Genomic DNA, 25471 nt, shown 5'->3' on the forward strand with positions numbered 1-25471 from the left:
GTTGTGAAAAAAACAATAAATAAATTAGGCTGCTTTGGACGTTGTGCTGATGGGATCTTTTGGTGAATTAAATCCCTGTCTTGTCATATTACCCCATTTAAAACTTTTTTTGGTTAAAAACTGGAAATAACCACGGATAGTAAATATGACGACAAACGGATGATACATCATAGCCTCAAAAGCAGAGAATAAAACCAATCTCATGTATTCATTTAAGTTCCTATAGAGTTTATTGATAGATATATCAAACATGATGGTTATTGTCGAAATACTTATACCAATGAGATAAACATAGGCTAGCATCAACCAGAAGGTGTTGAAATTGATTTGTTCAGTATATAATTGAAATAATAAAAACAAGAATCCGGATATTTCAATGATTGGAGCTAGGAGTTCAAAAAAGAAAGCATAAGGCATGATAACCCATCCCATTCTACCATACTTACGATTGAAAAGGAATTTTCTATGGACAAAAAAGATTTGCAATAATCCTCTTCCCCATCGAGTTCGCTGTCTAGCTAAGACTTGTAAGTTTGGAGGTCCCTCAGTCCAACAAAGGGAATGTGGTACTTGCACAATTTTATAAGGAAGATTATTTTCTCGTTTATGTGCAATCAATCGAAGCGTCATGTCCATATCTTCTGCATGAGATTTGGTATCAAATCCACCACAAGCGATTACAGTGTTTTTTTCAAATAAGCCGAAACCACCAGACACATTAGGAATAGCATTCAATGCTGACCAGCCCATCTTAGCCACAAGATAAGATCGTAAATATTCTGTCTCTTGAAAAGTTGGAACAAAATCAGCTGGAGGTCTTACACGTGTAATCTTACCATCTCTATATTCACAACCATTAGCCATACGCATCGTAGCACCAACAGCAATCACAGGAATGTCTGAGTCTAGTACTGGTAAAATAACTTTAGTTAGTGTATCGGAGGCTAGAATACAATCAACATCCGTATTGATGAAGTAATCATACTTTGCGACATTTACACCAGCATTCATTGCATCAGCCTTGGTGCCACCATTTACCTTATCGACAACAATTAATTTTTCATATAAAGGATTCGTAGATTTAAATATTCGTTTAAATGGTTTACAAGCTACTTTTTCTAAATATGCATAAGGAACTTCAATTAGATCAAAGCGTGATACCAATAGATCTAGAGTACTGTCCTCACTTCCATCATTTACAATGATAATTTCATAGGTAGGATATTCCAAGGAAAGCAAGGAATTCACAGAATCTACAATAATTACTTCTTCATTAAACGCTGGGGCAACAATTGATATACCAGGAGCTGTTTCTGGATAATCAATCAGAATTTGCTCTTCACGTTTGGTATATTTCACCCGATTACGAAGAATATTAAAATAGCCTAAAACTGCTAAACCAATGTAGATGATGGTAATGGTGGTGGCATAAAAGAATATGACATAACCATAAAAACTAAAAAGAAAGTCAAACATAATTGGTTAGTTTTATTTAGCTTAATTGATATTTTACCTGATCAAATATTTTACGTTCAAAATCATTTGAACGTGCAGATAGGTTTTCTAAGCTTATTCTACCTTGTTCCCCAAACTTTTTTATGGAATAAGCTAAATGAACTTTCTGTTCGTTATCAGTAGATTTAAAGAATTGTTTAGTTAAAAAGTCAAGCCCTGTCTGTGTATTAAAATTTACTAAGGCATCAATAATTGACTTTTGAACATCAGAATTTGTAATAGGATACATTTGAATAAATCTTTCCTCTTGTTCATAACAATTCAATTCACCAAGGGAATAAATAATTGACGATTTTAATATTGGAGGAAGCTCATCTTGCAATAAGGAAACAAGGAAAGTACTACATTCGGTTTGTTTAAACTTTCCAATTTCTCTAATCATAAAGGCTTTAAAATTCACATTTTTAGCGTTATTTACCCAACGAGAAAGAACGGGAAGACGACCATTTATTGCCTTTTCAGCTAAAAATCGATGAATTAATATTTCATCCAGTGCATTAAAGTCTTGATCAAAACTGTCATCTAAAAACTTATATGGATCAATATTATCATATTTAAGTACTGCAGCTCGAGCTTGCTTTCGAAGCTCTTTATTCTTATGATTGGTAGAACGCATTAAAATCGAACTAGTAAACCCCTTTCCCAAATCATCAAGCTTACGCAATGCCTCATGTCTTCTACTAGAGCTATTGGACATCAGTTCAGACTCCCAAAACATAGGTATTTCTAAGGAATAAATAAGCGTTTTGTAGTTTTCCTCATTCCAATGGGCTTTGCCTTTCTTTAATTCATCACTAATGTCAATTAATAAGTCGGTTATTAAATCCTTTCTCTTTGATTTTATAATCGGAAAAACGTCAGAGAGTTGATCTTGAATATTCTTTTCAGAAAGGTTATCATTATTCGATAGAATGGAATGTATTCTTCCATCCAATCGATTTATCAGACGCTCTTTGATCTTTTCTTTTTTGCGTATTCGTCTATTGATCCAAACAAACCTTACTAGGCTGAATAAATAGATGCAAATCAATGCCATGACAATTAATACTGTCAATCGAATAACTACTGGGTACCCCATGAATTTATTCTCTAAATAAAGGAGGTAATATTTAAAATAAAAACTCAAATCCATAATCGTAGTTTGTTTTGTTAATAATGATTTTGAAAAATTTATTACCGTAAAATTAATAAGCGGTTTTGTGCGTGTTTGCAAAAACTATCGACTAATTCGACAATTCAAAATTACCATGAATCATATAGAAAGCATGTCTCAATATTTAATTTTAACTGAAATTTTCATTTTCAAGACACTATGATTAACATATATTTAATTGATTATTAGACGTTTAATATTTAATCTATAAAAAACAGCATATATGTATTAAAATTCGAGAAATTGAAAGGACGATGATTTTTTTAGACACAAAAATGCTTGATTTAGGGGGTGGACATCTCATTTTAGTCATAAAAACGCATACTTATTTATTTTTTTTAAGTAAAAATGAGATTAACATTCTTCTTTATGAAAAAGTCAACAAAATGATCAAAAGAAGATTTAACCCAATAACAAGAAGAATTTCATTTTTTGAGGTAATTAGCGTAAAATGAGTTTAAATCTCATTTCCGATTTTATAAAAACGAAAATCAAAATTGAGATTGTCCACTTTGAAAATTCCACAAAATTGTTAAAGTCAATGGTGGTTTAAACGGAAAAGGTGGACATTTTAGAAATTAAAATCCAGCTATATTAATGAACGTTAATTAAAAAGAAGTACTGATAATAGCCATTAATGGTTTGTCAAGACGTAAGAGCAATTACTTCTTTTCATAATTAATTCGCGCAAGTCCTCCATATATTGAGAAGGAGGCATACCCACCACTGATTTAAATGCCATAGTGAATTTACTATGTGAAGAAAATCCGGCCAAATCCGCTAAATAAGATAATTTGTAATCCAACATAACTTCATTCTCTTTAAGTTGATCAATTAGATAATGAATACGAAGGTTTAGTACATAGTCATTAAAGTTTTGACTCCTATATTTTCGGATAACATAAGAAACATATTTCTGATTCGACTGTAGTTTATTTGCCAGATTAGTTAATGTAATATTCTTGTCCAAGAAAAATAAATCGGTTTCCAAAATATTTAAATCTCGGACTAATCTATTCTCGGTATCTAATGATATATTAAGATCATTCTCTACAGGATTTTCTTTGATCTGAAGTTTAGAAGGAATATCTAACTCAATCAAATCCATTCGTAATGATTTATTCTGATCAGGTTCAACGAGAGGGAGATGTACTCTAGGTCCTTGTTTTTTCACAATATAATAGAATACTGCCACTACAATAAAAGCAATTAGCGTCCATAAAAGGATTAGATTTCTTTTTTTGATACTGAGCTGCTCTTTATTAAACTCTTTAATAAGTTCATCTGCAATTTGTCCTGCAAGGTCTGCTCTTTCTAAAACTGCTTGATTAAAGAACTCAAAATATTTATTGGAATTCATATAATCACCTTTACTAGCGAAATACCGCGCAAAGGTCCAATACACACGTTCTTTTAAACGAATGGGGTCAGCCTTCAAAACATAAGGATGGGCTTTATCCAAAAAATACTTACAAGAATCCAACTCTCCCAACTTATATAAACGCTCTGCTTGAGCTTGGTAAATCGCGAGTTTTGTTTCATCTTTTAAAGATCCTGCATGCTGAAGGGCCTCATACAAATATTTCCCAGAGAGGTTTAATTTACCTAGTTCGAGGTAGCAAACCCCCATTAAATGTTGAAAATTAATATGTTGTTCAACATTTAAAGAGAAGTTACTTGAATTGCTTTTAACCTGGAAGGCACTACTTTCCAGTAATTTAATCGCAGCAACATAATCAGATTTTGCCATTAACCCTCTTGCTTCTTCTTGAAGAAGATTGGTTTGAATAGGTTTCATTTTGGAGGGTTCTCGAATTAATTCGGCATTTCTCTTTGCACGAAGTAAATATCGATTTGCTTCACCTATCAAACCAGTTTCTAAAAAATTATCACTTAAAAGCCAAGACGCTTTACAAGCCAATTCATAATATCCAGATAATTCGGCCTTCCTTTCAGCGATTCGAGTTCTTTGAATTGCTAGAAAGAAATTCCCATCCCTCCTCGAAATTCTAGCACCTAATAATAATGCTCTAATCTCTTGTTCGGAACTGCTAGTAGCATTAATTAATGAATCGATAATTTTTTCTGCCTTTTGAAGATCTGTCCAGAAATATTTAGTTTCCACCAATTTTAATAACTCCTCAAATTTCGTTTCTTGACCAAGAGCAGTTTTCAAGGAAAAGATGGAATAAACTAGTATCAGTACAAAATATTTCATAGGTAGGTGTCTTTTTTTATAATGCGATCTCTATATTCAAATGGTGTGCAGTCCTTTTCTAAGCTAAAGTTTCTATAAAATGATGCTCTAGAACTGAATCCACATCGAAGGGCTAATTCCTCAATATTCATGTCAAAATCCTCTTGCTCTAAAGCACTACAAACTGCCTGTATTCGTAAGGAATTAATCGTTTTGAGGACATTTTGCTTATAATACTCCTTAAAAAATTGAGATAATTGGCTTCTACTCATCTTTAAATCCTTTTGCATTTTTTCAATGCTAAATTCAGGGTCCAAATAGGTTTCTTGTTTTAAATATTCTAGTACCTTTTCTTCGTATAAAAGGTGTTTAAATCCTTCATCAACAACCGATTCATTTTGGATGTCCTTAGGTACTAATTCATTTAATAGAATCTTAGTAGGTAATATTTTACGTTGCGCCAATTCCTTCAACATATAATTATAGGTTAGAACAGCCCCAAATAGCATGATTAAATAAACAGTGGCCCCTGAAATTGGGGTATCTGCTGATTCTTGATTTAAAAAGCTAGAAAATATTATTGGCAAAATAATAGCCGAAAGAATTAATAAAAGGATAATGGAATAATAGAAAATCCTTTTAATATTGAAAAGTGCCAGGTCTATCCTCGATCCTTGAAAAAGCAACAGAATTGGATAAAATAACCAAGAAAGACCAAATAGCGAATACAAGGCAAAATAATAGTCTCTACTATTATTCAATCTAAAAGTTGGAGATGCTAAAAAATAAACAAATACAGTTAATAAAATTAAAAATGGTAAAAGATGCTGAAAGATCTGTAGTGGTCGTATCAGCTTTCCTTGAGATGACTTAAAAGCAAAAAAAAGCAATGGTCCATATAACATTCCAAATGGGGCTCCTCTATCGACAAATTGATAGCCTTTTACAACATCCCGAAATATTGCAGCAAAACTAATATGGATCAAAACGACTATAAACAAACTCATGATTACCTTATCAAAACTGTTTTTTTCAGGTAGTAAATAATAAATTTGTAACCCCATTAAGCAAACCATTATAATGAGACCGTAAATAAAAACTATAATCATGATTTGATCATTTTTCTACTTCGATATTCCGTTGCGGAATATCCTGTATATAATTTAAAATATTTATTGAATTCTGCCTTTGAAGGAAATCCAGAAAGATTAGCTAAGAATTCTACCTTTACATCAGGATTATCCGAATTAAGTAAAGCCAAAGCATGATTAACACGATATTTCGCTACCCAATCCTCAAATTCCAACTCTAAATGTTGCATTAAAAAAAAATCTAGGCACTTATCGGTCATCCCTGTAAACTTAAGAAGCTTTTCCTCCGTCAGTTTTGCATCAAGAAATAACCGGTCCTTTTCCATGGAATTAGTAAAACGTTCAATACAATAATTCTTCTGAGTAATGGTCAGCTCATCAGTTAGGGTAACATTAGATTCAGCCAACTTATAGTAAACTTGAGTATTAACATTTGTGTATTTGGAAATGAAATAACCTATTAGAATGACTATTGAAAAAACAGAAATTGAAATAATAATAAATTCGGTATTTACTCCAGAATTGAATTTATAAAATCTATTGGCAATACCTATTGATAGAAAAAAACTAACCGCTAATCCAAAAAGACAGAGTATCTCTAACAAAAGCATTTTCAGCTTTTCATTTAATTTAATGTCTCGAACTGTCCTCCTTAAAATATAAATCGAATAGCTCAACAATGAAATTAAGTTTACTGCATCAAACATGATTACATAGGTTATAGTAAGTCTATTTAATGCCGTTAAATAGGTTATGCTGAAGAAAAAGAATGGAAGGAAATGCAGCGTGGCAATTGTCTTATTCGCTGATAATTTATTTAAAGAGAAATAAGCAAAAAGCAATATTGGACCATATAATAAACCGATCTGTAGATCAAACTTGTTGATCATTAATGGAACATGGACTATCAATAACAAAAAGAAGATAGAAATCAACAAATTAAATCTATTGTAATTTTTGAACATTGTTGGCTATGTTAATTTCTCAATATTTAAAAAGTTCATTCAAATTCAACCACTTAGACACTATCTAAATGACATTGTAACAAAACCAGGAATAATATAGATTTCCATAAGATATTGTAAACTCATAAGGACATAGTTAAGTACACCTGAGAATTTCTCAAATAATAAATTAATACTGTTAAACATCAGCATTGAAAACTAAAAAAACTGAACTAGACTTTTAAATGAATGTTTAGGATTCATTTATAAGCTCTCCCTTTTATGGAGATTAATTTGTTAACATCGGTTAATTTTCAATGGTACATTGATAAATTTTCAATAAATCTTGATAAATCAATAGAACTTTTTTGTAGTATAATTTTCTCTTTATGAAAAATGAAATGCACACTTTCCACAATTTCAAAAATCTTTAAGGCACAACTTCTATCTTTTTACCCCTTAACCTATTTATTAAATTAATTTATCTATAACAAATATAATAATTATAATAAAAGATACTTTATTATAATTTGATATATGATTGAAATCATTTAAGAAAGTTATATTTATCTGTTTTGTATATTAATTTCGCATGTTTTTACTTGTTAATAGCTATTAAGACCGACTATACCAATATATAACTACTTTTAGGTTAAATGTTAAAATTTTATAGATCAATAAAATAGGTACAATATTTGAATTAACATAGATTTAATATTGAAACTATGAAAACGATTTTATCTTTAATGCTTGCCTCGGCAGCCTTCGCCTTTGTAAGCTGTAGTAATGATGATGGGATGTCCTCTCAAGGAAAAACACCACTTACTTTAAAAATGACGGATGCACCAGGGTATTATGATCAGATATTCCTAAATATCGATCATATTGAGATTCTTACTTCCGGTGGAAAAGAAATTATTGATCTTGATGAACATCCATTTGATATTTTAGAATATCGTTTAGGAAAGGACACCGTATTGGCACATCACGATGTGCCTTCTGGACGTATCCAAGAAATTAGATTGGTATTAGAGGACGATGGTAATGAAGTAATCATCGATGGTGTTAGACACCCTCTAACCACGCCTAGTGGACAATCTTCAGGAGTTAAATTAAAAGTACAAGATGATCTAATTCCAAATGTAGCTTATACATTATTATTAGATTTTGATGCTTCCAAATCCATCCATCAAACTGGAAATGGCAAGTACATGCTTAAACCTGTAATTAGAGCAGTTCCAGTTGCTGTTTCAGGAACTGTAAAAGGGATAGTGTCTCCAAAAGAAGCATACCCTCACCTATTATTAATTAATGGACCAGATACTTTGGGAACTTTGGCTGATGAAGCAGGTCAATTCTATTTCCCAGGTGTACCTCAAGGAACCTACAAGTTATTGGTTCAACCTACTGCAGGTAATTATCCTGAAAAAACTGTTATGCCAATTGAAGTAACGACAGGAACAGTAAAAGATTTAGGAACAATTAATTTGAATTAGTTTTCCTTTTGATAAGGATTCAAATTTAAAATGCCATGTATATAACATGGCATTTTAAATTAACAACAGAATTAACAATTAATTTAAATTAAGCTATAATTTTTTACTTATTATTAATACCATGTATTCTTTATCCTAACATCATAAGTTTAGCTTAGTAAAAAACTAAACTTTATGCAAAACCGACTAACTTCCCCCCTAGTTTACCTTCTATTTCTTTTACCTCTTACTCAAGTATCTTGTCAAAAAACAAAAGCTCCCATTCCTTTCAAGATTATGAATGATCTGAGCACAATGAAATACGATGAAACGATCATATTAAACACAAATCATCCTGAAAATACAATTAACTGGCATTCTAGCAATCCCTATGTTGCAGAGATTAATCAAAATGGGCTAGTATCAGCGAAGCATGTAGGCAAAACAACTATCAAAGCCAAGCATAATGAAGAAGAAATCGAAAAAGAAATTATAGTCACTCCTTATGTAGAAGACATACAAGAACCTATTTTGATACCAGATGCAGATATTCTAGAAATAGAATCAAAAGAAAAGCGGAAATTGATCAATAAAACATTTATGGTATCAGAATATGAAAGTCCAAGTGCTTATGGAAAGACTATATTTTATACCTTTTCTAATCAAAAGTTATCGAATTCTGGAATTATATTCGGTGTAGTAGATGTTCAAAAAGAACATACCATAAGGACATTTTATAAAGAAAGGTACATTTTAGATCATTCTGATGGTGATAATATGAATTTCAGTAATGAATATCAAAATTTAAAAATTGTATTAGGCAAATTTGAAAACAAACGGTTAATTGCTGTTTACATATTTTATAACGATTTAAAAAAAAGAGATTGAGGATAAACCTCAATCTCTTTTACCTATTTAATAAAGGTCAAATAAGATTTGACTTTTAATATTTATCCAATGGGCTCAAGGTATTGTGCATAACAATAGCCTTCTTCACCATCTTTTGTTCTTACTAACCACCATTGGTCATTAGCACGGCTAATCAAAGTAATAACTTCATCTTTAGCAGCCTTTCCAACAATCGGTTGGTCAGTACCAGGACCTTTACGGATATTTAAATTACTACTCTCCGTAATTACACGAACTTGAGAGCCCGCAACTGAAGTAGATACATCTACATTCATAACCACATCGCCAGATAAGAAATTAGGGTCAATTTGATTATAAACATCCCACAATTTGTTTTTTACATCTGCGTTTGGTGCAGTTCCACGAACTTGTAAAACGCCATCTTGTTCAGCAATTTGTAAATCATCAATTCCTGATGCCTTAGCTGTATCGATCAATACTTGATATTTGCTTTGTAAACTCATAATTTTCCTCCTTATTTAACCTTAAGACCAGACATATCCACTTTTTTAGGATTTAATGCATCTAATCCCATTTTCAAGGCCTGTACACGAGCCTGTTCCAACTCGCCTGTCACTGTAATTACGCCTTCTGCTACTGTAGTTTTTACGGAAGGGAAATCCTTCGTAAACTCATTAACCTTAGCAGTTAAATCATCTGTATTAGTATTAACTTCAATTTGCGGCACATTTACCACAATGTTGTTAACTACAGATTTTACACCTTTAGCATCAGCTGCTTTTGCGGCATCCTCCACTTTAATCTTTTCCTCTTCAGATGCTGCTGTACCATTTAAAGTAACAACACCTTCTTTTACATCCACCTGAACATTTGGATTTGATTGAATAGCCGTTTCAACCTTTGCCTTTAAGTCCGCATCTGAGATCTTGGACTTACAAGCGACTGTTCCCGACAGTAATACTGCAGAAACCATCGCTACTGATAAGAATTTTTTAAGATTCATAAATTATGTTTTTATGTTAGTAATGTATACCTAAATCTAAACAAAAAAACAGTAAGATGGTTTTAAGAAATTGTTATCGAATTATAATAAATCTTTAATAATGATCTCATTTCCATTAAAGACAATTTTATCTCCTCTAGATTTTCCTAATAAAAGCTTGCCTATCGGTGATTCTTTAGAAATTACCATAAGAACTTCATCTTCAAATTTCACTTGACCAATTGATATGGAAATAAGGTAATTAAATTGATTTGTAACAACTAGGCTTCCCAATGCGACAATATTAGTGCTTTCAGGGGGAAGAAGCTGTAATATCGTCAAATCATTTTCAACTTGTTTTAACTGTTGCTGCAATCTAGTCAATTCTTGTTGTGCCATTTCACGGGAGGTTTCATATTTATCACCCATACTGCTTTTGGTGTCATTAACCAAACTATCATTCGCCAAATCCATTGCAGCTAGGATTTCCTTCAACCGAGCTTCAGTACGTAAGGTAATTTCTTGAATCCAACATGATTTATCAATTTTCATTTTTCAATTTAAATTTTAGTCCATAAAAAAGCGCCAAATGTGATTTGGCGCTTCAATTAAAAACCTAATAACCAATTTAAATAAAATATTTAATTAGTTTTCTAGTGCTTCTTTAACGTTCTTAGCTTTACGCTCAGCTTCGTTAGATATTTCTTTTGCTTTATCAGCTGTTTTTTCAGCAGCATTGTCAATTGCTTCACCAGTTTTATGCGCAGCATCTTTCGTTGCATCAACAGCATTGTTTACTCCCTTTTCAACAGCTTCTCCGGCAGCTTTAGCAGCATCTTTAGTTTTTTCCCAAGCAGTCTTCGCATCATCTAATGCTTTTTGAGCTGCATCTTGTGCTTTTTTATCGCCACTTTTTACAGCTGCATCTAAATCAGCTTGCGCTTTTTTCATGTCAGCCTCTGCGTCAGCTACTGCTTTATCAGCATCCGCTTTCAAATGTGCAGCATGCTCTTCAGCTGTTTCAATGGAATGATCTAAATGTTCACCAACTGTTGTATCACCATCGTGATTCTTGTCAACTGTGGAAGTGTTATTGTTGCATGATGATACTACGATAGCACAAGCAACAGCTGCTAATAATCCAATTTTTTTCATGTTAATCTGTAATTTTTGTTTATATGTTTACGAGTTAATCATTGGGTTATTCGCAAAATTTATACCACAAATTATTTAGGGTAAACAGTTCCCTTTGCAGCCTCAAGTGTGTTTTTTAATAAGCCAATAATGGTCATCAATCCAACTCCTCCTGGAACAGGAGTAATCCAAGAAGCTTTTTTAGAAACTTCGTTGAAATCAACATCTCCATAAAGCTTATAACCCGATTTGGTTTCTGTTGATGTTTCTCTATTGATACCAACATCAATCACAATAGCACCTTCTTTAACCATATCGGCAGTCACAAAGTTCTTTCTACCAATTGCAGCAACAACAACATCAGCCTGCAAAACCTCTTCTTTTAAATTTTGAGTGCGACTATGCGTCAATGTTACAGTACAATTGCCTGGATTGCTATTACGCGCCAATAAAATACTCATCGGTGAACCAACGATATTACTACGACCTACAACGACCGCCTTTTTACCTGAAATATCCAAATTATAATGATCCAACATCAACATAATTCCATATGGCGTAGCAGGAATAAAACTTGGTAAATTTCTTTGCATACGACCTAGATTGATTGGATGAAAACCATCCACATCTTTTCTATAATCAATAGCTTCCGTTACTTTCTCTGGATCGATATGTTTCGGCAAGGGTAATTGAACAATTAAACCATCAATCTCATCGTCAGCATTGATTTCAGCGATTTTTGCTAATAATGCTTCTTCTGTGATATCGTCTTCATAGTGAAGATTAGTTGAATCAAAACCTACTTGTTCACAGTTGCGCATTTTGCTGGCAACGTAAGTTTCACTTCCACCATCATGTCCTACTAAAATAGCAACCAAGTGTGGCTTACGACCTAACTTTTCTGTTAGTTCTGCAGCTTCACGCTTAATGTCTTCTTTTAGTTTTGCAGAAACTTCTTTTCCGTCTAGTAACTTCATATTTTATGTAAAAGGTTGATTTATCTTATGTTTAATCAAGTTTCAATACTGCCATAAACGCTGACTGTGGAATCTCTACGTTTCCAACCTGACGCATGCGTTTCTTACCTTTCTTCTGTTTTTCTAACAACTTACGCTTACGAGAAATATCACCACCATAACATTTCGCAGTAACATCTTTACGTAAAGCTGAAATAGTCTCTCTTGCAATAATCTTAGCTCCAATAGATGCTTGAATACGAATTTCAAACTGCTGACGTGGTAAAAGCTCTTTTAACTTTTCACAAATCTTTTTACCAAAATCATAAGCATTACTACGGTGAATTAAAGATGATAAAGCATCTACTGGTTCATCATTCAAACGTATATCCAATTTAACCAAATCCGAAGTCCTATATCCGATCTGATGATAATCAAATGACGCATATCCTTTAGAAATAGTTTTTAACTTATCATAGAAGTCAAATACGATTTCACCCATAGGCATTTCAAACACCAACTCGACACGATCAGAGGTTAAGTAAGATTGATTGATAATGGTACCACGCTTTTGAATACATAGAGACATTACTGGTCCTACGAATTCAGCTTTAGTAATGATATTCGCTTTGATATATGGCTCTTCAATGCTATCCAATTTACTTGGATCTGGAAGGTCTGAAGGATTGTGCACAACCACCTCTTCATTATCCTTTGTCAAGAATGCTTTATAGGATACGTTGGGAACTGTTGTAATAACAGTCATATCGAATTCACGCTCTAAACGCTCTTGGATAATCTCCATATGAAGCATTCCCAAGAAACCACAACGGAATCCAAAACCCAATGCAGCAGATGATTCTGGTTCAAAAACCAATGAAGCATCATTTAATTGAAGACGGTGCATAGATTCACGAAGCTCTTCGTAATCTTCTGTATCAACAGGATATATACCAGCAAATACCATTGGCTTAACTTCTTCAAATCCTTGAATAGCCGTCGCACATGGTCTTTCCTTATGGGTAATGGTATCTCCTACCTTTACTTCGCGAGCTTCTTTGATACCAGAAATAATATACCCCACATCACCTGTCTTAATGACTTCCTTAGGCACCTGATTTAACTTCAAAGTTCCTACCTCATCTGCATAGTATTCTTTGCCAGTAGCGACAAATTTAACCTTATCTCCTTTACGGATTTCGCCGTTTTCAACTTTGAAATAGGCCATAATTCCACGGAAGGAGTTAAATACGGAGTCAAAAATCAAAGCTTGTAATGGAGCATCAGGATCACCGACCGGAGCAGGCACCCGTTCGACGATCGCATTTAAGATATCAGGGATTCCCATTCCTGTCTTACCAGAAGCAGGGATAATATCCTCACGTTTACCACCGATTAAATCAACAATCTGATCCTTTACTTCTTCAGGCATAGCCCCTGGAAGATCCATCTTGTTTAAGATTGGGATAATTTCCAGATCATGCTCTAAAGCTAAATAAAGGTTGGAAATAGTCTGAGCTTGAATACCTTGAGAAGCATCGACGATAAGCAAAGCACCCTCACAGGCAGCAATGGATCTAGAAACCTCGTACGAGAAATCCACGTGTCCTGGGGTATCAATAAGATTAAGGATATATTTCTGTCCATCTTTCACATATTCCATCTGGATAGCGTGGCTCTTGATCGTAATCCCTCTTTCACGTTCCAAGTCCATATTGTCCAACAACTGAGCTTGTGCCTCACGTTGGGTAATGGTATTGGTAAACTCTAACAATCTATCGGCCAATGTACTTTTACCGTGGTCAATGTGCGCGATGATACAAAAATTGCGTATATGCTTCATATAGGTTTTTATGCCTTCAAATTAATTCGCAAATATAATTTTTTTAAACGAGCTTTCCCCGTTTTAAATGAAGCATTTTAAGAATAAAAGCTAATATCTTTCAATTATATAACAAGAAATACGAGAGATTAATTAATTGTCACAGCACTAATTAATTTTCATTGGGAAATAGAAGGACAATTTTTGTCCCCTCTCCTAACTCACTATCAATACTGATCTGTACATTAAGTCGATCTGCGATTCTTCGTGCAATAGAAAGTCCCAACCCGGTACCTTCATAATCTACTGCGTTAGACAGTCGTTTAAATGAATCAAATATATTACTTAATTCCTCTCTTGCAATTCCAATTCCATTATCCTCAATGATATAGCGAACAAATTCATGATCCAATTCTGAATGGATAGAAACCTTAGGTGCTATTGATTTTGCACTATATTTAACGGCATTACCAATGAAATTCTGAAATAATTGATAAATAATTGTTTTCTCTCCATAGATCGGAAGAAGATTTCCAAAATTACTAGACAACAGTTCAGAACCATATCTGATTTTACTGAATTCTACAATTTGAGGGATGAACTCTACTGGATAAACAGGCTCCATTTTGTAATCATAGCCCTTCACTTTCGAAAACTCGTGAATGGAGGTCAGCATGTCGGTAATCACCTTAACAGCATCTTTTGTATTATTCAGCATTTTATACCTTAAATCCTCATTCATATCCAACTTTTGCATCATCATTTGGGTGGAAAGATTAATAGCAGAAAGTGGATTTTTTATATCATGGCTTACCGTATTGGCATAGTCGTCTAATGCTTTATTTAAGTTGAGTACTTCGTTATTCAACAAACTAATCTCTTGAGCCAATCGCTTAAAACTATCCGTGATTATGTTTCTTAACCTTTCAAAAAAGAACAATTCATTTTTGGTCCATTTTGTCGAACGCCTGTAAGTAGTTTGATGCCAAATTTGAAATTTAGGATGAGGCTCATTTTCAAACTCCATATAAGGATTTAGCTCATTCATCAACTCCTCTGGCTTTTCAACCCATTTTCTTTTCTGAATAACCTCCCTTTTGAAAAATAGGATCGTAAATCCTCTTTCTGGCAACACATCAATTCCAGCTACTCCAGCAAAGCGTTCGAAATTCAAACCCAATTTCTTGCCATATTTTAGAACAAATTCATGATCAGCAAAATAATGATCTTTTGTAAGGCTAGCTATTTGATCTACTATTGCATTGGCTTTAATTTTACCAATTTCAATTTTATAAGTGAACATATTGCCTTCGCTAAGAATAACCATAGCATCGGCATCTGCAAACTCGCAAAGCTTTTCACCTAACTGTTTTAATACTTCAGAAAGGTCTCGGTTTAAGATTAATTGTTCTTTTAGCAGCAACTCGAAATTCTTGATTTCCTCATACCACTTCCTTTCCAATATTCGTTGGGTATCCTCATAAGCATTCATCGCCATTTGTATAAAACTTAGCATGGCCTCACGTTTCAATAAGGAAACTCTCTTTGCTTCTTGGCTTTGACAGAAAATATAACCCCACAACTTACCTTTGACTGTGATCCCCATACTCATATTGGAATTCACCCCGTCCCGAATAAGGTATTCAGCATGTAATGGAAGGACGGCTCGTATCCCTGTTTGCTGCAAACTAGGAGAAATCCCATCCTTAGAAAGCATACGAACTGTTGGACCATCTACCTGTGCCGAATAACGACTTGCATTGACTAAATGAACCTGCTTCGCGTATTTAAAAACATCAATATTTGGATAATAACAATCCTTAATTCCTTTTAGTGCATCATTTCCAATATACTCTGAAATAACAATCCCATTCTCATCTTCATCGTACTGAAATACGCGCACTCGATCAAATCCACTTATTTTTGCTATATATCCACAAACAACCTCCCAAATATGTTCTTTATTCTCATTTAGAAGTCTATTAAAACTCTCGAATTTTGGAAAGAAAACACTATTATCTAATGACTTCTTTTCAAACTCCAAATAAATATAATCTTCAAAATTATAGATATTCAAGTAGCATTCTTCATCTTTAACCAGAACCTCTAACCAAACACGTTCTTTGTAATCCGATATAACTTGATCTATACCTTTCTGCAAGTTTTGATAATTTCCCGGGAGATGCTGAGTAATAAGATTATTTAGGTTACTTCCTAAAAATGAACTAACTTTTTCAGTTAACCATGAGCTACAATTTTCACTGATACTAACTAAGGTTAGATCTCGATCAACGATCAGAAGATATCCATACGATTGAATACAATCAGTAAGATAATGTGCATTATCTTCAGAAAATGTCTGATACTCCATGAATTAATAATAGTTAGTTTTTCGCCCTTGTTTTACATTAAGCTGGTCCTGCAAATCTAAGGGTTAATTCATTATAAATTTAATAAAAGTTCTTATTTCAGCAATATATTTTTTTTTGAAATACAATAAATGAAAAGCATCCAAAATTGACCGATAATAAAGTTGAAAGACAAGACTTTACAAAACCCTATTTAACAAAAACTCGAATAATTTAATGTTGATTAGAAATCAAATAAAAAAAGCACTGCATTATTTTGCAGTGCTTCTCCTATTTATGGATATATCTTAATTAACTTTCGATACTCGGTACTGGTACCACTTCATTTGTATCTTTTTCGTAATCGATTTGATCAAAATTAAATCCAAAAAGATTGAAAAAATCATCACGATATCCTTTAATATCAGAAATACTTTCCAAGTTTTCAGTAGTAGTTTGTTTCCACAGTTCAGCAACTTCTTGTTGAACGTCATCACGCATTTCAAAGTCATCCACACGGATTCTACCTTTTTCGTCCAATGCAGGAGCAGAACCAGTATATAATCTTTCCGCAAAAAGACGTTGCATTTGCTCAATCGTTCCTTCATGAATTCCTTTTTCTTTCATCACTTTGTATAGCAATGAAATATACAGAGGAACTACTGGGATAGCAGAGCTTGACTGCGTTACTAATGCTTTATTTACAGAAACATATGAAACACCGTGAATATCACTCAAAAGATCATTCAATGCAGGTACAGTTGCTTCCAAATCATCTTTAGCACGACCAATGGTACCATTTCTATAAATAGGATAGGTTAATTCAGGGCCGATATACGAATAAGCTACAGTTTTTACACCATCAGCTAATACACCAGCAGCCTTTAAATCCTCAATCCAAAATTTCCAATCCTCACCGCCCATTACCGCAACGGTATTATCGATGTCTTCTTGGTTCTCTACAGGATTAATGGTGATATCAGTTACCACACCTGTATGGAAATCAACGGTTTTATCTGTAAAAGGCTGATCAATTGGTTTCAATACTGAAGCATATTGAACGCCAGTTTTAGGATGTGTTCTTCTTGGCGATGCTAATGAATAAACCACTAGATCTACTTGTCCTAAATCTTTCTTGATTAACTCAATAGTTTGTTTTTTGATCTCATCAGAGAATGCATCACCATTTATGCTTTTCGCATAAAGACCAGCTGCATGAGCTTCATTTTCAAAAGCTGCAGAGTTATACCAACCAGCAGTACCCAATTTACCTTCAGAGGCTGGTTTTTCAAAAAACACCCCAATGGTTGCTGCATCTGATCCAAACGCAGCAGTAATGCGGGAAGCAATACCAAATCCGGTGGATGCACCGATTACTAATACTTTCTTTGGACCATTGGCAATCTTGCCTTTTGATTTCACATAGTCAATCTGTTGTTTAATATGTTCTGCTGTACCTTCTGGGTGTGCAGTCAAACAGATAAAACCTCTAGTTCTTGGTTGTATAATCATCTTTATATAATTTCAAAGTTGAATAATTTCTACAAAAGTAGTTAATTTTTCAAGGAAACAGCTTTTACCTTGATTTTTTAGAAATATAGGTCTAACCCTATGGATGACTTCTCTTCTTTACTTCTAATATTCCTATTTCAAGAAGGAAGTTTATTTTATAATGAAGTTCCTGTATAACAAATTGATAACCTCTTTCGAGAAATTTAAAGCATCCCCGTCTGCTACATATGTTGGGCGACAACCATTTGTAATTACAATAAAACCAAATTTCTTCTCAGGTTCAAAAAACATATTACTATAAAGTCCATACGCAGATCCTGTATGACCAACCATATGCTCTCTAGCAATTAAATTCGTGTTTTCCAACAAAGCTAATCCATATTTCTCCTTTTCTGTCAATCCCTTTTGCATACGTTTAGAACTCGCTTCTTCTATTATTTTCACTTTTCCTAAACGTCCATAGTTCATATGCATCATCATATATCTTGCTAAATCTTTGGTTGAAATCTTCATCCCCCCAGTTGGAGAAAAAACAGGTGTACTCTCCCCCATTACATAGTTTTTGATTTCTTCCGAACGTGGATTATAAGCTGATGGCTGTTCTTTAAAAGAACCATTTTCGAGTTCATATAGTTTTACAAACCGCCTACTATCCAATGAATCGATGCAATAACCTGCAGCCAACTTCAATGGATTAAGTATTTGTTGTTTGATATAGCTGTCAAATCGAACATTTGTCAATCTTTCCAATACCGCTCCTACCATGTTGAAGTTCAAATTACAGTAAGCATATCCTTTACCTGGCTCGTAATTATTATAAGACTTCTCCCATTTTTCATTTTTAGATGGGTCTAATACATCTAAACTGAAGTAACCATTACTATCGTTAATACTGGAACGATGTGACAATACCATCTCTAAGGTTATCTTCGTATCGGGGAATTTAGGATTTCTCACTTTAAAACCTATCAAATCACTAAAATCGTCATCTAGGCTAATCTTACCTTGTTCAACCAACTGCATAATGGCTGTAGCGCTAAATGATTTGGAAATCGAGGCAATTCGAAATAAATCCTTCGTGCTTAGGGCTGTTTTATTTTCTAAATCTTTATATCCAATGGCTTTCTCATAGATTGGTTTGCCATTTTTCACCACCAGCACGGTTAATCCCACTGCCTCATGCTTTTCAGCTAAGGTCTTTAGTTCTTGTTCAAAATTACGCTTTTGTGCTACCCCCAATTGTATGGAAAATAGACTTAGTAATAACAAATAAAATGGTTTTAGGTATTGCATTCTAAAATTCATGGTTGATTGTTTTTAGGTTATTAAGGTTAAACTATACTTCAAGGCTAAAGCAACTAAAGTACCCAAGACAAAACTTAACAAGGTCCCAATAAGGACGTATTCTGTAAATTTCGTATCCCTGGCATTGCTTAAATCGCCAAATCGAAAAATGGACTTTGCAGCTAATAAAAAGCCTATCCCTTCCATAAAGTTAAGCATAACAAAACTTAAAATCATGATTCGTTCCAAGATCCCTATCAATGTCCCTGCATCAAATAAGCTGTCTTTTCGCTTGTTATTGAATTCTACTTCACCGTTCCACTTCGTAAAATACACTCGAATTACAATGGGAACTACGAATATTTGAAGGACGATAGCAATCAGGTATAATAACAAGTGTTGGCTAGACAGACTCGCTTTTACCTGATCAAACACTTCCGGATTAAGGAAAAAGAATAAACCAAAGATACTTGCCAAATGCAGCACCTGATCAATTAAAAATATGCGAACAGGATTAACCTTCCATCTCTTTTCCCAAAATATTTTACCTGCATCCAATGCCAAATGTATGGCGGTCAGAAAAAGTATGTTTTTCCAATTATTGTCTAAATCCGTACTAAAAAATAGAATTAATAAACCAGCATGAACTGCAATGTGATAAAATAGATATTGGATATGGTCTTTTCTTTTTTCCACCCAAGACTTGGGCTGAAAAACAAAATCGCCCAATATATGAGCCAACAACATTAACAATAGACTAAGCATATTTCTTGAGTTCTTTAGTACAGTACTGAATCACTTGAAGGATTTTATTATAATGCGCTTTGGACAGATGTAAACTAACCTGACTTTGATGTTTTCTTCCAGATATTTCCAATAATTCCTTTTGTGTCGCATTAGGATTTTCAAGTGCCACTTGAACCATCTCAGCTGCCCCCACTTTCCACTGGTCAGTTATGGTACTTGCTAGGCTTAAAATCAAGTTTAATTGCGCATCTAATTCAGGATAATCAGATTTAAATGAGAGTGTTTCTCTACCTAATTGATCAAACGATTCGCCCGAATAAACAAATGCTGACCCCGATGATTTCTTGATATCTGGATCCTCATAGCTGATGTCTCCAAAACCAATTCCTACTCGAACATCATTAGGCTCAAACATTCTTAAGGATGCTTTCAAATGAAATATAGCTTGAAATACATCCTCCAATTTCATCTCTGCTTGAAAGCTATCCCCCCGATAGATGTCGTGTCGAATGGAATATCTTTTTAAACTTGCTTCTAATCTCGGCATCCAATTATCGATATCCTGTGCCCTGGAGTTGATCACATCTCCTGTTATGATTATATGGTTTTTCATAAGGCGCCTTTCTCATATTTATAGTCCATGTTCCTGCGTGAACCTATTTGGCTCTGTCAAAACAATTGACTGCTATAAAACAATTACTATAGATTTAATGTATTAACAAATATAACTGAAAACAATGATAATCCGAAATATAACTAAAAACAGTGATATTTTAAAATATAACGGAAAACGATTATATTATCAATTATCATAAGAAACAATGATATTAACATTTTAATCCAGCATATAAATCAAGAAATAAGCAAAAAGTACCCTACTTTAAAAAGAGAATACAGCCTTGCAAGAAATTTGATTCAAATCGAAAAATAAGTAAATTGGGAATAGAAAAACAATCAATATGACAAATTATTCTAAAAAGCTAACGGCAAAAAATAAATTTAAACTATCCGAGTATTCTACAAGCTATGACGGAAACATCAGTGATGATGAGGCGAAAAAGGCCCTGAAGGATATTCGAAAAGAGATTGCGGAACTACAAGATAAAATGTACGCTCATGACCGCTATAGTGTTTTAATTTGTCTGCAAGGCATGGACACAGCTGGAAAAGACTCCTTAATTCGAGAAGTATTTAAAGCAATCAATGTTCGCGGTGTAGTTGTAGAAAGTTTCAAGACCCCATCGGAAGAAGAGTTACAGCATGATTATCTTTGGCGTCATGAAATAAAACTACCAGAAAAAGGAAAATTCACGGTTTTCAACAGAACCCATTACGAGAATGTATTAGTTACCCGCGTTCACCCTGAATATTTACTCAATGAACATATTCCTGGTGTTGAAGACCCGAATAACTTACCAAAGGATTTTTGGAAAATGCGATTTGAGCAAATCAATAATTTTGAAAAAAGAATTACAGAGAATGGAATGATCGTAATGAAGTTCTTCCTTCATTTGGGCAAAGACGAACAAAGAAACAGGTTATTGAGCAGATTGGAGGAGGACAAAAAGAATTGGAAATTCTCACCTGGGGACTTAAAAGAAAGAGCATTATGGTCACAATACATGGACTGCTACGAAAATGCTATTCTAAATACCAATAAAAAACATGCTCCTTGGTTTATAATCCCATCAGACAGTAAAGCCGTAAGTCGATATTTGGTTGCTAATATCATATTGGAGATTTTATCGCAATACAAGGATATCCAATATCCAGAGATGCCCGCAGAAATCGAAGAACATAAACGAAAGTATAAAGAACAGTTGGAGTCCGAATAAACTCCAACTGTTCTTCTTTATTTTAAATGATATTAAAAGACCACTTTGGATAAACCTCCATCAAGTGGAATGCTTGCTCCATTCAAATAAGCGGCGTAATCTGAAGCTAAAAATGTAACAAGAAAACCATATTCCGCTGGAAGTCCCAGACGCTTAACAGGAATGCTTGCTTTCCTTCTCTCTTCTATATCAGACATAGAAACTCCTTCAGATTTACTTTGCATTTCCATTAAACTCCGCAATCTTGCAGTATCAAAATAGCCGGTCAAAACCGTATTAACGGTGATACCATAAGGAGCAACAGCCACGGATAGCGATTTACTCCAACTCACCAAGGCTATTCGCATACTGTTTGATAAAACCAGATTATCCAGAGGTTCCTTGACTGTTAATGAAGAAACGTTGATAATGCGACCAAAACCTTGGGATTTCATATGACCTAAGCAAAGCTCCGTAGCCATTACCGCATTTTTAAATAAAAGATCAAAGGCCAATTGGTAATCTGAAAGTCCCTTGGACAATACATCACCTGCTTGAGGACCATTCGTATTGTTGACGAGAATATCTATTTGATGCTGTGAAAAGAATTCCGATATTTTTTGTTGATGAAGAGTGAAATCTGTAAAATCAGTTGTTAAATAACCATGCTTCTGCCCTTTGGATGTATCCAATTCTTGCAATGCCGCAATTAACTTTTCTTCATTCCGAGACATCAAATAAACCTCTGCTCCTGCAGATGCCAACTCTATAGCAATACCTTTACCAATGCCATCACTAGCACCTCCAACTAAAGCCTTTTTCCCGCTTAGATCAATTAACATAAATTTCTAGTTTAAGCCCTAAAGATAAGCAGTCCTAAGCACAAGAAAAACCTAGAATCAACCTATTCTTCTTCATTTTTCGGATAGCCCTCTTCGTCTAAGTCATCTCGATCATCTTCCGCATTATGCGAAAGGTCTTCATCTAGTTTGGAAACCTTTAAAATCCGATCATCGCTTATATGCATGTTGTTGTCTCCTAGCTCCTCATTAGCAAGCTCCTCTTTATCTGCATACTCCTCTCCTACATAAGGATTGGAATCATCATATGTAGAATCATCGTCCTGCGCCCCTTCACTTATCGTGTCATAGTCCATAGGGTGGTCCCAGTCGGGATCATTATCCTGAACATCCAATTCATAGCTATCCTCTTCCTCATTATAAGCCAAATCTTGGGGATCACTTGGACCTTGTTCATCGACAGATTCTTCATCTTCAATTGGGGAGTGATCATCAATAGAACCGGTTCTATTTCTAACTTTGTCTTCTTCTTTTTTGTTTTTGTCTTCGTTATTAGTTGATGTGTTCATGTTATCGTGTATTAAATCAATTACTACTCTAAAAACCCAATAGAACGGAGAAAGTTTTGTTAAAAAGGCTAAAAATCAAGGAGAATGCCTATACCTTTTATAAAAAAAATACGTTATATTTACGTTAACAATTTATAAACTTCTTATTATGCAAACGAAAACAGAGTACCTGATATGGGACAAAATTGTCTGTAGTGCTAAGGGTCGTTTTGACGCAGAACTTTATGCCAATAAGTTCAAAAACATGGCTCCTGAACTATTTGATAAGTTGATTTTGCACATCATTGTTGGTTTTGCTTCTGGAGAAGACCATGACTCCATTGCCATTAATTTGCACAATGAAATTGAACATTTAGGAATTGATGTTCGTGAAGGTGTTATTGATGCCATCGTTTCGGATAAACATGTGTTGTTTTCTTCTGAAATCTACGCAGCGTATTTGACCTTTTCAATGTTAGAGGATGGCAATTCGGAGGCCGAAGTTTTAGGTTATGTAACAGACCTGCTGGAGCATCCACAAATCTACTAATACCCATATTGAACAATTTGTTCATCTAAACCAGCTAAAGCGGATTATTCTAAAGGTTATCAGCATCGTTTTTTCCTAATATTTGCTATCTTTGCCGTTATATGGAAACCGTTGTTAGTGGTATTAGAAGTACCGGAAAATTACACCTTGGAAACTATTATGGAGCATTAAAAAACTTCGTCAAAATGCAAGACGAGTATAACTGCTTCTTTTTTATAGCCGACCTTCACTCCTTAACGACACACCCGACCCCACAGGATTTAACCCATACGGTTCGGAATGTAGTCGTAGAATATTTAGCTGCTGGTTTAGACCCAGAAAAGTCAACTATTTATGTGCAATCTGATGTTCCAGAAGTTGCTGAACTATACCTGTACATGAACATGAATGCTTACTTGGGCGAACTTGAACGTTCAACTGCTTTTAAGGACAAAGTACGTGCAAACCCAGATAATGTCAATGCAGGTCTATTAACATATCCTGTATTGATGGCTTGTGATATCTTGATTCACCATGGAACTAAAGTTCCTGTTGGTAAAGATCAAGAACAGCACTTGGAAATGACCAGAACCTTTGGTAATCGTTTTAACAGATTATACAATGTAGACTACTTCAAGGAGTCTTTTGCATTTACGTATTCAGACAAATTAATTAAGATTCCAGGTCTTAGCGGTCAAGGGAAAATGGGTAAATCTAATGGTGAGGCAGATTGTATTTATTTAGCTGATCCAGCAGATGTAATCCGCAAAAAGATTATGCGTGCTGTTACAGATGCAGGTCCAACTGAACAAAACCAAGAGAAACCTGAAGCTGTACAAAACCTGTTTGATTTGATGAAAGTCGTTTCAACTGCAGATACTTTAACACACTTTGACGAGCTTTATAACAAATGTGAAATCCGTTATGGTGATTTTAAAAAGCAATTAGCAGAAGATATGGTATTGGCGACTAATGATGTTCGTTCAAGAATTGAAGAAATCAGTAAGGACGATGCATATATTGCTAAGGCATTGAAACTTGGTGCTGAAAAAGCTGCAGCAAGTGCACAGAAAACCATTAAAGAAGTAAGAGAGATCATTGGTCTAAACAAACTATACTAATCGAATATGCATATAGCAATTGTTGGAAATATCGGTGCTGGGAAGACCACATTAACGGAAATGTTGGCCAAACATTTAAACTTTGAACCTCAATTTGAAGCTGTAGAAAACAACCCTTATTTGGAAGATTTCTATAGTGATATGAAACGTTGGGCATTTAATCTGCAAATATTCTTTTTGAACAGCAGGTTCCGTCATATCGTAGACCTTCAAAATAGAGGCATCAATATGATCCAAGATCGTACTATCTACGAGGATGCATATATATTTGCTGAAAACCTGTACGATATGGGACTTATGAGTGCCCGTGATTTCGAAAACTATAGCGATATTTTCCAAAGCATCATTCATTATATTAAGCCACCAGATCTGCTTATATACTTAAAAGCATCTGTACCAACTTTGGTAAATAACATCCAAAAACGTGGTCGTGATTATGAATCTGGAATCCGCTTAGATTACTTATCCAAATTGAATGAAAAGTATGAGAAATGGATTGGTAATTATACAGATGGTAAACTTCTAGTCCTGGATAAGGATAATTTAGATTTTGCCAATAATAAAGAAGACTTAGGAACAATTATCCAGAAAATCGAAGCCGAATTATTCGGACTTTTTTAAAGAAACTC

Annotated in this window: 24 protein-coding genes; 6 read left to right on the forward strand and 18 right to left on the reverse strand. The window is 34.2% G+C overall.

Features of this window, described 5'->3' with window-relative positions; genetic code table 11:
* Nucleotides 1-24 precede the first annotated feature (24 nt).
* From ACP6L2_RS05620 to ACP6L2_RS05640, 5 genes are all read right to left on the reverse strand, one after another.
* The gene (locus tag ACP6L2_RS05620) at nt 25-1476 is read right to left on the reverse strand and encodes a glycosyltransferase family 2 protein (RefSeq protein WP_440508299.1); all 1452 of its coding nucleotides are present in this window, start codon (nt 1474-1476) and stop codon (nt 25-27) included.
* A 16-nt stretch (nt 1477-1492) separates the two neighbouring features.
* Nucleotides 1493-2449 carry a HEAT repeat domain-containing protein gene (locus ACP6L2_RS05625; protein ID WP_440508300.1) on the reverse strand — a complete coding sequence of 319 codons (957 nt, stop codon included), beginning with the start codon at nt 2447-2449 and terminating at the stop codon, nt 1493-1495.
* Nucleotides 2450-3302: 853 nt separating this feature from the next.
* On the reverse strand, nt 3303-4886 hold the full coding sequence (locus ACP6L2_RS05630) for a helix-turn-helix domain-containing protein (protein WP_440508301.1): 1584 nt from the start codon (nt 4884-4886) through the stop codon (nt 3303-3305).
* Nucleotides 4883-5929: a helix-turn-helix domain-containing protein gene (locus ACP6L2_RS05635; RefSeq protein WP_440508302.1), complete on the reverse strand. Its 1047-nt coding sequence runs from the start codon at nt 5927-5929 to the stop codon at nt 4883-4885. The genes ACP6L2_RS05630 and ACP6L2_RS05635 overlap by 4 nt, the downstream gene beginning before the upstream one ends.
* 41 nt (nt 5930-5970) lie before the next feature.
* On the reverse strand, nt 5971-6921 hold the full coding sequence (locus ACP6L2_RS05640) for a helix-turn-helix domain-containing protein (RefSeq protein ID WP_440508303.1): 951 nt from the start codon (nt 6919-6921) through the stop codon (nt 5971-5973).
* Between the two features lie 704 nt (nt 6922-7625).
* Here ACP6L2_RS05640 and ACP6L2_RS05645 point away from each other — a divergent pair.
* Complete coding sequence (locus tag ACP6L2_RS05645; protein WP_440508304.1) at nt 7626-8396, forward strand: DUF4382 domain-containing protein; 771 nt, start codon at nt 7626-7628, stop codon at nt 8394-8396.
* A 294-nt stretch (nt 8397-8690) separates the two neighbouring features.
* Nucleotides 8691-9263 (forward strand): Ig-like domain-containing protein, encoded by a 573-nt coding sequence (locus tag ACP6L2_RS05650; RefSeq protein WP_440508305.1) that lies wholly within the window; start codon nt 8691-8693, stop codon nt 9261-9263.
* A 62-nt stretch (nt 9264-9325) separates the two neighbouring features.
* Here ACP6L2_RS05650 and ACP6L2_RS05655 read toward each other — a convergent pair whose 3' ends face one another.
* From ACP6L2_RS05655 to ACP6L2_RS05705, 11 genes are all read right to left on the reverse strand, one after another.
* A complete protein-coding gene (locus ACP6L2_RS05655; RefSeq protein WP_440508306.1) occupies nt 9326-9748 on the reverse strand; it encodes an SH3 domain-containing protein in 423 nt (140 codons plus the stop codon).
* 11 nt (nt 9749-9759) lie between these two features.
* Entirely contained in the window at nt 9760-10248 is a 489-nt protein-coding gene (locus tag ACP6L2_RS05660; RefSeq protein ID WP_440508307.1) for a BON domain-containing protein, read from the reverse strand.
* An 81-nt stretch (nt 10249-10329) separates the two neighbouring features.
* Complete coding sequence (locus tag ACP6L2_RS05665; protein ID WP_440508308.1) at nt 10330-10779, reverse strand: hypothetical protein; 450 nt, start codon at nt 10777-10779, stop codon at nt 10330-10332.
* 93 nt (nt 10780-10872) lie between these two features.
* Nucleotides 10873-11382, reverse strand: coding sequence for a hypothetical protein (locus ACP6L2_RS05670; RefSeq protein ID WP_440508309.1), 510 nt, complete (start codon nt 11380-11382; stop codon nt 10873-10875).
* A gap of 71 nt (nt 11383-11453) precedes the next feature.
* The gene (locus tag ACP6L2_RS05675) at nt 11454-12338 is read right to left on the reverse strand and encodes a bifunctional 5,10-methylenetetrahydrofolate dehydrogenase/5,10-methenyltetrahydrofolate cyclohydrolase (protein ID WP_440508310.1); all 885 of its coding nucleotides are present in this window, start codon (nt 12336-12338) and stop codon (nt 11454-11456) included.
* A gap of 31 nt (nt 12339-12369) precedes the next feature.
* On the reverse strand, nt 12370-14160 hold the full coding sequence (lepA, locus tag ACP6L2_RS05680) for a translation elongation factor 4 (protein WP_440508311.1): 1791 nt from the start codon (nt 14158-14160) through the stop codon (nt 12370-12372).
* 151 nt (nt 14161-14311) lie between these two features.
* The gene (locus ACP6L2_RS05685) at nt 14312-16510 is read right to left on the reverse strand and encodes a GAF domain-containing sensor histidine kinase (protein ID WP_440508312.1); all 2199 of its coding nucleotides are present in this window, start codon (nt 16508-16510) and stop codon (nt 14312-14314) included.
* A gap of 289 nt (nt 16511-16799) precedes the next feature.
* Nucleotides 16800-17999 carry an enoyl-ACP reductase FabV gene (fabV, locus tag ACP6L2_RS05690; protein ID WP_440508313.1) on the reverse strand — a complete coding sequence of 400 codons (1200 nt, stop codon included), beginning with the start codon at nt 17997-17999 and terminating at the stop codon, nt 16800-16802.
* Nucleotides 18000-18149: 150 nt separating this feature from the next.
* Nucleotides 18150-19304, reverse strand: coding sequence for a serine hydrolase domain-containing protein (locus tag ACP6L2_RS05695; protein WP_440508314.1), 1155 nt, complete (start codon nt 19302-19304; stop codon nt 18150-18152).
* A gap of 12 nt (nt 19305-19316) precedes the next feature.
* Nucleotides 19317-20048, reverse strand: coding sequence for a DUF3307 domain-containing protein (locus ACP6L2_RS05700; RefSeq protein WP_440508315.1), 732 nt, complete (start codon nt 20046-20048; stop codon nt 19317-19319).
* Nucleotides 20041-20643 carry a SatD family protein gene (locus tag ACP6L2_RS05705; protein WP_440508316.1) on the reverse strand — a complete coding sequence of 201 codons (603 nt, stop codon included), beginning with the start codon at nt 20641-20643 and terminating at the stop codon, nt 20041-20043. The genes ACP6L2_RS05700 and ACP6L2_RS05705 overlap by 8 nt, the downstream gene beginning before the upstream one ends.
* A 346-nt stretch (nt 20644-20989) precedes the next feature.
* Between ACP6L2_RS05705 and ACP6L2_RS05710 the strand changes: the two genes are divergently transcribed.
* The gene (locus tag ACP6L2_RS05710; RefSeq protein ID WP_440508317.1) at nt 20990-21865 is read left to right on the forward strand and encodes a PPK2 family polyphosphate kinase; all 876 of its coding nucleotides are present in this window, start codon (nt 20990-20992) and stop codon (nt 21863-21865) included.
* 32 nt (nt 21866-21897) lie between these two features.
* Here the strand turns inward: ACP6L2_RS05710 and ACP6L2_RS05715 are convergent, their stop codons facing one another.
* Together ACP6L2_RS05715 and ACP6L2_RS05720 are read right to left on the reverse strand one after the other, a co-directional pair.
* The gene (locus ACP6L2_RS05715; protein ID WP_440508318.1) at nt 21898-22686 is read right to left on the reverse strand and encodes an SDR family oxidoreductase; all 789 of its coding nucleotides are present in this window, start codon (nt 22684-22686) and stop codon (nt 21898-21900) included.
* A gap of 62 nt (nt 22687-22748) precedes the next feature.
* Nucleotides 22749-23213, reverse strand: a complete 465-nt coding sequence (locus ACP6L2_RS05720) for a hypothetical protein (protein ID WP_440508319.1) — start codon at nt 23211-23213, stop codon at nt 22749-22751.
* Between the two features lie 148 nt (nt 23214-23361).
* Between ACP6L2_RS05720 and ACP6L2_RS05725 the strand changes: the two genes are divergently transcribed.
* From ACP6L2_RS05725 to ACP6L2_RS05735, 3 genes are all read left to right on the forward strand, one after another.
* Nucleotides 23362-23742 carry a hypothetical protein gene (locus tag ACP6L2_RS05725; RefSeq protein WP_440508320.1) on the forward strand — a complete coding sequence of 127 codons (381 nt, stop codon included), beginning with the start codon at nt 23362-23364 and terminating at the stop codon, nt 23740-23742.
* A 101-nt stretch (nt 23743-23843) separates the two neighbouring features.
* Nucleotides 23844-24842, forward strand: a complete 999-nt coding sequence (gene trpS / locus ACP6L2_RS05730) for a tryptophan--tRNA ligase (RefSeq protein WP_440508321.1) — start codon at nt 23844-23846, stop codon at nt 24840-24842.
* 6 nt (nt 24843-24848) lie between these two features.
* Nucleotides 24849-25463 carry a deoxynucleoside kinase gene (locus tag ACP6L2_RS05735; protein ID WP_344674159.1) on the forward strand — a complete coding sequence of 205 codons (615 nt, stop codon included), beginning with the start codon at nt 24849-24851 and terminating at the stop codon, nt 25461-25463.
* Nucleotides 25464-25471: the final 8 nt, after the last annotated feature.

This window comes from Sphingobacterium lactis (assembly GCF_051951495.1).
Taxonomy (GTDB): Bacteria; Bacteroidota; Bacteroidia; order Sphingobacteriales; family Sphingobacteriaceae; genus Sphingobacterium; species Sphingobacterium lactis_A.

Coding starts and splice junctions, on each gene's coding strand:
- ACP6L2_RS05725 (WP_440508320.1), top strand. CDS start 23,362: ATGCAAACGAAAACAGAGTACCTGATATGGGACAAAATTGTCTGTAGT.
- ACP6L2_RS05635 (WP_440508302.1), bottom strand. CDS start 5,929: ATGGGGTTACAAATTTATTATTTACTACCTGAAAAAAACAGTTTTGAT.
- ACP6L2_RS05670 (WP_440508309.1), bottom strand. CDS start 11,382: ATGAAAAAAATTGGATTATTAGCAGCTGTTGCTTGTGCTATCGTAGTA.
- ACP6L2_RS05700 (WP_440508315.1), bottom strand. CDS start 20,048: ATGCTTAGTCTATTGTTAATGTTGTTGGCTCATATATTGGGCGATTTT.
- ACP6L2_RS05735 (WP_344674159.1), top strand. CDS start 24,849: ATGCATATAGCAATTGTTGGAAATATCGGTGCTGGGAAGACCACATTA.
- ACP6L2_RS05660 (WP_440508307.1), bottom strand. CDS start 10,248: ATGAATCTTAAAAAATTCTTATCAGTAGCGATGGTTTCTGCAGTATTA.
- ACP6L2_RS05640 (WP_440508303.1), bottom strand. CDS start 6,921: ATGTTCAAAAATTACAATAGATTTAATTTGTTGATTTCTATCTTCTTT.
- ACP6L2_RS05685 (WP_440508312.1), bottom strand. CDS start 16,510: ATGGAGTATCAGACATTTTCTGAAGATAATGCACATTATCTTACTGAT.
- ACP6L2_RS05705 (WP_440508316.1), bottom strand. CDS start 20,643: ATGAAAAACCATATAATCATAACAGGAGATGTGATCAACTCCAGGGCA.
- ACP6L2_RS05720 (WP_440508319.1), bottom strand. CDS start 23,213: ATGAACACATCAACTAATAACGAAGACAAAAACAAAAAAGAAGAAGAC.
- ACP6L2_RS05710 (WP_440508317.1), top strand. CDS start 20,990: ATGACAAATTATTCTAAAAAGCTAACGGCAAAAAATAAATTTAAACTA.
- ACP6L2_RS05620 (WP_440508299.1), bottom strand. CDS start 1,476: ATGTTTGACTTTCTTTTTAGTTTTTATGGTTATGTCATATTCTTTTAT.
- fabV (WP_440508313.1), bottom strand. CDS start 17,999: ATGATTATACAACCAAGAACTAGAGGTTTTATCTGTTTGACTGCACAC.
- ACP6L2_RS05715 (WP_440508318.1), bottom strand. CDS start 22,686: ATGTTAATTGATCTAAGCGGGAAAAAGGCTTTAGTTGGAGGTGCTAGT.
- ACP6L2_RS05675 (WP_440508310.1), bottom strand. CDS start 12,338: ATGAAGTTACTAGACGGAAAAGAAGTTTCTGCAAAACTAAAAGAAGAC.
- ACP6L2_RS05665 (WP_440508308.1), bottom strand. CDS start 10,779: ATGAAAATTGATAAATCATGTTGGATTCAAGAAATTACCTTACGTACT.
- ACP6L2_RS05695 (WP_440508314.1), bottom strand. CDS start 19,304: ATGAATTTTAGAATGCAATACCTAAAACCATTTTATTTGTTATTACTA.
- ACP6L2_RS05650 (WP_440508305.1), top strand. CDS start 8,691: ATGAAATACGATGAAACGATCATATTAAACACAAATCATCCTGAAAAT.
- ACP6L2_RS05630 (WP_440508301.1), bottom strand. CDS start 4,886: ATGAAATATTTTGTACTGATACTAGTTTATTCCATCTTTTCCTTGAAA.
- ACP6L2_RS05645 (WP_440508304.1), top strand. CDS start 7,626: ATGAAAACGATTTTATCTTTAATGCTTGCCTCGGCAGCCTTCGCCTTT.
- ACP6L2_RS05655 (WP_440508306.1), bottom strand. CDS start 9,748: ATGAGTTTACAAAGCAAATATCAAGTATTGATCGATACAGCTAAGGCA.
- trpS (WP_440508321.1), top strand. CDS start 23,844: ATGGAAACCGTTGTTAGTGGTATTAGAAGTACCGGAAAATTACACCTT.
- lepA (WP_440508311.1), bottom strand. CDS start 14,160: ATGAAGCATATACGCAATTTTTGTATCATCGCGCACATTGACCACGGT.